Origin of the sequence: Nostoc sp. CHAB 5715, assembly GCF_020829685.1 — a bacterium.
Lineage (GTDB): Bacteria > Cyanobacteriota > Cyanobacteriia > Cyanobacteriales > Nostocaceae > Nostoc.
Genome location: NZ_JAIVFR010000321.1, coordinates 1 through 7,164, shown reverse-complemented (window position 1 = coordinate 7,164; position 7,164 = coordinate 1). Strand labels below are relative to the sequence as shown.

7 protein-coding genes and 1 pseudogene are annotated in these 7,164 nt (G+C 43.7%); 4 read left to right on the top strand and 4 right to left on the bottom strand.

Annotation, left to right across the window (positions count from 1 at the left end; all coding sequences use genetic code 11):
• The 3 genes and pseudogenes from LC574_RS18515 to cysS all read right to left on the bottom strand — a co-directional run.
• Positions 1–292 (bottom strand): annotated as a pseudogene (locus LC574_RS18515) (TldD/PmbA family protein); the annotation flags it as partial.
• An 89-nt stretch (positions 293–381) separates the two neighbouring features.
• A complete protein-coding gene (locus LC574_RS18510; RefSeq protein WP_229454861.1) occupies positions 382–1,821 on the bottom strand; it encodes a TldD/PmbA family protein in 1,440 nt (479 codons plus the stop codon).
• 126 nt (positions 1,822–1,947) lie between these two features.
• The gene (gene cysS, locus LC574_RS18505; protein ID WP_229454860.1) at positions 1,948–3,414 is read right to left on the bottom strand and encodes a cysteine--tRNA ligase; all 1,467 of its coding nucleotides are present in this window, start codon (positions 3,412–3,414) and stop codon (positions 1,948–1,950) included.
• Positions 3,415–3,723: 309 nt separating this feature from the next.
• On the opposite strand from cysS, the gene LC574_RS18500 reads away from it, so the two are divergent.
• Positions 3,724–4,836, top strand: coding sequence for a GTP-binding protein (locus tag LC574_RS18500; RefSeq protein WP_229454859.1), 1,113 nt, complete (start codon positions 3,724–3,726; stop codon positions 4,834–4,836).
• Between the two features lie 166 nt (positions 4,837–5,002).
• On the opposite strand, the gene LC574_RS18495 is transcribed toward LC574_RS18500, so the two are convergent.
• Complete coding sequence (locus LC574_RS18495) at positions 5,003–5,821, bottom strand: Rpn family recombination-promoting nuclease/putative transposase (protein WP_229454858.1); 819 nt, start codon at positions 5,819–5,821, stop codon at positions 5,003–5,005.
• A gap of 106 nt (positions 5,822–5,927) precedes the next feature.
• Between LC574_RS18495 and dtd the strand changes: the two genes are divergently transcribed.
• The 3 genes from dtd to LC574_RS18480 all read left to right on the top strand — a co-directional run.
• Positions 5,928–6,380, top strand: coding sequence for a D-aminoacyl-tRNA deacylase (dtd, locus tag LC574_RS18490; RefSeq protein ID WP_229454857.1), 453 nt, complete (start codon positions 5,928–5,930; stop codon positions 6,378–6,380).
• Between the two features lie 104 nt (positions 6,381–6,484).
• On the top strand, positions 6,485–6,826 hold the full coding sequence (gene psb28, locus LC574_RS18485) for a photosystem II reaction center protein Psb28 (protein WP_229454856.1): 342 nt from the start codon (positions 6,485–6,487) through the stop codon (positions 6,824–6,826).
• Between the two features lie 104 nt (positions 6,827–6,930).
• The coding region (locus LC574_RS18480; protein ID WP_267871588.1) for a molybdenum cofactor biosynthesis protein B at positions 6,931–7,164 on the top strand (234 nt) is incomplete at its 3' end.

Genomic DNA, 7,164 nt, shown 5'->3' with positions numbered 1-7,164 from the left:
CGTCACGTAGTTCCTGCAAAGCAGTATATGCTAACTGCCAATCTACCTCCCAATTTCCAGTAAAAGGAAACTGCCGAATACTGCTGCGCTGATTGGCCATCAAAGTCAGTTCGATCCAACCATCAGCAACACAACCAGTTTGTCGCACTTTCGCATGATTGAAACGAGTAAATTGACTTCTTTCACTGCTGAGTTTTACAGTGAATTGTTCACTTTCGGCTTTTTTAATCAGCAGAGTTTCAATCAGTTGATTAAAGCTGACTTCTAACGCAGATAATTCCTCAATTTTCATAGATATTAAATATTAATAGGGAGTGGGGAGCGGGGAGTGGGGAGTGGGGGCGCGGAGAATGAAAATGTCTCTGTGTCCCCGTGTCCTCTTCAAGTTCCTCCACCAAAAACTTCGACATTAGCAAATACACAAACAGGTGAACCATGTCCTACCCAAATAGCCTGATTTGGTTCTCCTTTACCACAATAAGGAGTACCATACATTTGCCAGTTTGTGGCATCTCCGACTTGGATTAAGCTATGCCAAAACTCTGGTGTTGTGGCGCGATAATTAGGATTACGAAGGGTTTTGGTAAGTTTACCGTTTTCAATTAATTTAGCGTACTCGCAACCAAATTGGAATTTGTAGCGGCGATCGTCAATTGACCAAGATCGGTTAGATTCCATGTAAACGCCGTGTTCTATGCCGCCAATAATGTCTTCAAAGCTAGCGTTTAGAGGCTCTAAATTTAAGTTTGCCATGCGATCGATCGCAGGTCGATTCCATGAGCAAGCACGCGCACAGGCAACTCCTGCTACACCTGCTCTTGCTTGACTCTCTAGACTGCCTAAACCCCGTTGCAGTACTCCTTCTTTAACCAAATATTCCTTTGTTGCTACAGCACCGGTATCATCAAAGCCATAGCTAGAAAATTCGCCACGCACGTTAGGATCAAAGGTAATATTCATCAGTGGCGAACCATATACTAGGTTACCAAAATCACTTTTATTAACGAAGCTGCCCCCAGCATAGTTACGCTCATCTCCCAAAATTCGGTCAATTTCTAGGGGATGCCCGACACTTTCATGGATTTGCAGCATCATTTGGTCTGGGGCTAAAACTAAATTGGTACGAGTGGTTGGGCATTCTTCTGCTGTCAAGAGTTCTACTGCTTGTTCGCCAATTTGTCGCACCCGATGCCATAAGTTTTCTTGTTTTAAAAGTTCTAGTCCGCCTTGGTAATAGTTTGCGTGAGAACCATTGTTACTGCGCTGCTGTACAACCGCACCATCTTGGGCGGTGGCTCCATAATGAGTGCCTATAGATAGAATTTGTTGATAGACTTCTGAGCCGTTGCTGCTAATAAACCAAGACTCTCTCTCAATGGTGCTAGCACTGGCTATGGTTTGCACAATCTTGTCATCAACTTTCAGGGTTTGGCAAATCCGAACCAGTAAATCGTTGATTTCTCCCGGACTCAAAGCATTCAATGGCTCAAGGTATGGAGATTTATATTCACCAACGACTTTAGGGCGCTCACTTTCACGGAAGGGATGTATCCACCATTCACTGGCTGCTAGTGCCTGTTTATAGGCTGTTTCGGCAGCAGTTTGTAAGGAAGACAGTTCTAGAGAGTTAGTTGCTGCATAACCCAAACAGCCATTTACCAAAACTTCCAGCATCGCTCCTACAGTGAAGGATTTGCCGTTTAGTTGGGGTAAGCCGTCACGGACTGAACGGGTTGTAGAAGTCTGCTTTACGGCTCTAATACCAATCCAATCAGCAGGAATATCGAAACTAGCGATCGCTTTTTTAAGTTCAGACCACATAATTTAAGAGAATGGGGAGTGGGGAGTGGGGAGTGGGGAGTGGGGAATGGGGAATGGGGAATGGGGAATGGGGAATGGGGAATTTTCCCCTACTCCCTACTCCCTACTCCCTACTCCCCACTCTCCCTAATTCCGATGCCAGCGCGTGCCATCACGGCTATCAATTAGCGTAATACCTTCTGCTTGGAGTTCGTCACGAATGCGATCGCTTTCGGCAAAATTCTTGGCTTTACGTGCTTCTTGCCTTTGCTGAATTTTCGCTTCAATTTCCGCATCGCTTAAACCATTACTCTTGTCAGGTTCTGCTTCTATCTCGGCTTCTAAACCTAAAACTCCAGCCAATGTGACGAGAGTTTGCCATTGACGCTTTAACTCATCAGGGGAAGTTTCGGTTTTCCCTTCATGCACAAGAATATGCCCCTCACGGCGCAGTTCTTTAGCTAATTCAAACAGCACTGTTAACCCACCAGGAAAATTAAAGTCGTTATTCACAGTTTCTTGAAAACGTTCAATAGTTTCAGGAAGTAGTGAGGCTGTTCCTACTCCCCACTCCCCACTCCCCACTCCCCAACCTAGTTGTTTACCGTATTGGTAGCCGAAGAGTAAACCTTCTTTAATGGTGTGCCAACCGTTGGTTGCTGCGGCGATCGCTTCGTCAGTAAAATCTATGGGTGTGCGATATTGAGCGGTTAGCACAAACAACCGCACTGCCATCGGGTCAACTCCTCGATCCAGTAATTCTCGAATAGTGATAAAGTTGCCCAAAGATTTGGACATTTTTTCACCATCTACCTTCACCATGCCGTTATGTAACCAATAACGCGACAGGGGTTTTCCTGTAACAGCCTCAGATTGGGCAATTTCGTTTTCGTGATGAGGAAAAATTAAGTCAGCACCACCAGCATGAATATCTATGGTATCACCCAAGCGATCGCGCACCATTGCCGAGCATTCAATGTGCCACCCTGGACGACCTGCACCCCAAGGTGATTCCCAAGCTGGTTCTCCTGGTTTTGCTGCCTTCCATAAAGCAAAATCGAAGGGGTCTTTCTTTTTCTGATATTCTGGATCTTCTACGTTGACGCGATCGCTTTTCCCGGCTTGCATATCTTCTAATTTGCGTCCAGAAAGCTTGCCATACTCAGCAAACTGTCGCACTTCATAATACACATCGCCGTCAGCAGGGTAAGCAAAACCCTTATTTTCCAACTCATGAATTAAGCGTTGAATGCCATTCATCGTGTGGGTAGCGCGGGGATATTCATCAGCTTCTTTGATTCCCAATCGCGCCATATCCTCAAAATATGCTTTGATAAAGCGATCGGCTACAGCTTCCATTGATGAATGTTCAACACAGGCTCGATTGAGAATCTTGTCATCAATATCGGTAAAATTTTGGATATATCGCACTTCATAGCCGATAAACTGGAGGTATCGGCGCACTACGTCCCAAACGATGCAAGCTCTAGCATGACCCAAATGGCAGTAGTCATACACCGTCACGCCGCAGTAATACATCTTAACCTTGCCTGCTTCGACTGTTTCAAACGGTTCTTGACGACGAGTGAGGGTATTGTAAAGGGTTAGGGTCATAACAGAGTAATGCTGAAATAAGAAGATACGTAATAATAGGGTAAAGCAGCTGGGATGACAGTCCAGCATCCCTATGCTAGTACGTCAAGGCGGAAATCAACATACTATTGGACAAAATCTCGAAAGCCCAAAAATCAAGTGTTTTTGACTTTTGAGAGCCAGTTGCTTCTCCCAAGGGGAGACGCTGCGCGAACAACGCGGGGAACCCGCGCAACGCACTGGCTCCTTTTGACTTTCGCGTAGCGGCGCTAGTGTTTTCTGGACTATCTGCGCTACATTACTATTTTTTGACTATTTGATAACAGCGCTATGCAATCAGCAGTTACACCCGAATCTTCGGCAATGGATACGCCCAAACAAGGAATGCCAGTAACAATTATTACGGGTTTCCTCGGTAGTGGCAAGACGACTTTACTCAATCATATCCTCAACAACCAACAGGGTTTGAAAACCGCAGTTCTCGTGAATGAATTTGGCGAAATTGGCATCGATAACGAGCTAATTGTTTCCACTGGTGAGAACATGGTGGAGCTAAATAATGGTTGTATCTGCTGCACTATTAATAATGATTTGGTAGATGCAGTTTACAAAGTTTTAGAACGCCAAGAAAATCTAGATTATCTAGTAGTGGAAACAACTGGATTGGCAGATCCGCTACCAGTAGCTCTAACATTTTTAGGTACAGAATTGCGAGATTTAACTCGCTTAGATTCGATTATTACCGTAGTAGACGCGGCAAATTACAGCCTAGATTTATTTAACTCTCAGGCGGCATACAGCCAGATTGCCTATGGTGATGTAATTGTACTGAACAAAACTGATTTGGTTGATGAAGCCACTTTGAATGAGTTAGAAACAAAAATTAACGAAGTTAAGGAAGGAGCGAGAATTCTTCGCACCACGCGATCGCAAGTGCCACTTCCGTTAATTCTCAGTGTTGGTCTGTTTGAGTCTGATAAATATTTTGACACAGTGGTAGATCAACACGACCATCATGCTCATGAACATCACGACCATGATGATCATGATCACTCAACATGCGGTCACGATCATCACGACCATGACCACGATCACCACGATCACCATCATTCTGACCATTTAGAAAATGATGGTTTTACTTCCATCTCTTTCCAAAGTGACAAGCCTTTTTCTATTAGAAAGTTTCAGTATTTCTTAGATAACCAGCTACCTTCAAATATCTTCCGAGCGAAGGGAATTATGTGGTTTGATGAAAGTCCGAAGCGTCACATTTTCCACCTTTGCGGTAAACGCTTTACCTTGGATGATGATGAATGGAAAGGTAAACTAAAAAACCAAATCGTGCTAATTGGTCAAAATTTGGATCGTGAGACTTTAATTAGTCAACTCGAAAACTGCATTTGTCTACCTTCAACCTCTCGCGGTAAAGGGTTTGGGAAATAAAAGTTAGAGACGCGATTAATCGCGTCTGTTAGGAGTTTAATATTCGTACTCGTTCCCAGGTTCCACCGTTCCACCTGGGAATGCGTTTTTAATGCCTCCGCCATCGATTTTGAGCAATGAAAATGAGATAATAGCGTAGGCGTAGCCCGTCGTAGACATCGCTTCCTCATTTCCCTGCATTACCAGATTCTTCACTTGCTAACTGCTGTACCTGCTCCACGGATAACCCTGTCACTCTCGCCACTATTTCCACTGAGATTCCCTCTTTGAGCGAATTTATCGCTACACGCCGCACTTCTTCAGCACGACCTTCAGCAATACCTTCAACACGACCTTCAGCACGACCTTCGGCTAAACCTTCAGCAAGGATAGCTTGATAAGTTACTGATTCCTGCATAAGTTCCCTCCGCAGCAATTGTTGAATTATCTCTTTCTCTAATACTAGCCCAGCCAGAATAAAGGCTGAGGCTGCAATATTGTTTTGGATACGTTGATCGGTAATTTCTGAAATTTCTTGAGCAACTTGTTGTAACGTAGCAGTGCGGTTATTTGTCTGACTTAGCACCGCAAATGGTAATAATCCTGGATGCTCCAAAAATACACTTGTTGGTTGCTCCCAAAGGCCAATTACCTCGAACCTATGAGAGGTTTCTTCTAAAGTGAATGTGGTTTGCTGCACAAGTTCTGAATTTGTCTGTTGCAGATAAATCACTACCTGAGGCATTCGCTTACTTTTAAAGCGGCGATATACTCGCAACCGATAATCAATCATCCGAAAGGGAATATCAGCTTTCGGTTGGGTTTGGAATTCCAAATGCAGCACAACTTCATCGGATTGGAGCAATATCAGCGCATCGGCGCGGATTGGTTCAAGAGAAAGTTCAGAAGGACTTAATTCAGTCAGGGTAATAGATTCTCCTAACAGCCAAGTGGCAAAGTCACTAGAGAAAGTTTCAGCAAGGAACTTACAAACGTTATCGAACATTAAGAGATTTTATCAGATGATAAGCGCTCATTGTTTCTATATTTAGTTTGCGGTTTAAGAATGCGATCGCTCTAAAATTGAAAGATTGATGAACTTTTAGATTAAAATGCGCGTTGTTATCCAGCGAGTCAAATCATCTCAAGTTACAGTTAACGGTGAAATTGTCGGTAAAATTGGGCGGGGGCTAAATTTGCTCGTAGGCATAGCCAATACCGACACTGATATTGAAATCGACTGGATGGTGCGTAAGTGCTTGGAATTACGGCTGTTTCCTGACGAGGAAGGTGACGATCGCTGGCAAAAATCTGTACAAGAAATTGGTGGCGATTTGTTAGTAGTCAGTCAGTTTACCCTTTACGGTGACTGTCGCAAAGGTCGCCGCCCTTCTTTTGACCGTTCAGCCGCTCCCCAATCAGCAGCAGATTTGTATAATCGTTTTGTTACCAAGTTAAAAGCTAGCGGTTTGCAGGTGGAAACAGGTCAATTTGGTGCAATGATGCATGTTACAATTGAAAATGATGGACCAGTAACTTTGTTACTTGAAAAAGAAGCAATTTAAGTATATACACTAAAAAGATGAATAACAGTAGCCTCTAGACCGTGGTGTTCTAATTGATGAGAGAATATTAAATTAACCATCACAAAAGTTTAAATTTAGTCATCATGGCGAAAATCCAGTTTTCTAGAGGTCTTGACGAAGAAGTAATTCCAGAGGTGCGCTTGACGCGATCGCGCACTGGTGACAGTGGCACAGCGACGTTTATTTTTACCAATCCAAAGATTTTAGATCAAGGTAGCACCGAAGATATTACCGGAATGTACCTGATTGACCAAGAAGGAGAGATAATTACCCGTGAAGTTAAAGCTAAATTTATCAACGGGAAACCGGAAGCATTAGAAGCACTTTACGTCATGAAATCTGCCCAAGAATGGGATCGCTTTATGCGCTTCATGGAACGGTATGCTGAAGAAAACGATCTGGGACTGAGCAAAAATGAGGCATAGGGTATAGGGCAGAGGGCATGGGGCATGGGGAATTGTCATGTTTAATGAGTGCGCCATTTACCATGCCCAATTATCCATTAGTCAAAATTCATGAGTGACATATAATGCCACAACCCCACCCAGACTTGCTAGAAATTACGGTAACTTGTGCTGTGGTTACTGTCAGCGATACACGCACTTTTGAAACAGACAAAAGTGGCCAGCTAATTCAGCAGTTACTCCTTGGTGCTAACCATGCTGTAGGAGCCTACACAATTATCAAAGATGAACCAACACAAATTCAAGGGCAGATAGAAAATCTAGGTAAAAGCTCAAATTTGAATGCTGTAATTTTCACT

Coding starts and splice junctions, on each gene's coding strand:
- LC574_RS18510 (WP_229454861.1), bottom strand. CDS start 1,821: ATGTGGTCTGAACTTAAAAAAGCGATCGCTAGTTTCGATATTCCTGCT.
- cysS (WP_229454860.1), bottom strand. CDS start 3,414: ATGACCCTAACCCTTTACAATACCCTCACTCGTCGTCAAGAACCGTTT.
- LC574_RS18500 (WP_229454859.1), top strand. CDS start 3,724: ATGCAATCAGCAGTTACACCCGAATCTTCGGCAATGGATACGCCCAAA.
- LC574_RS18495 (WP_229454858.1), bottom strand. CDS start 5,821: ATGTTCGATAACGTTTGTAAGTTCCTTGCTGAAACTTTCTCTAGTGAC.
- dtd (WP_229454857.1), top strand. CDS start 5,928: ATGCGCGTTGTTATCCAGCGAGTCAAATCATCTCAAGTTACAGTTAAC.
- psb28 (WP_229454856.1), top strand. CDS start 6,485: ATGGCGAAAATCCAGTTTTCTAGAGGTCTTGACGAAGAAGTAATTCCA.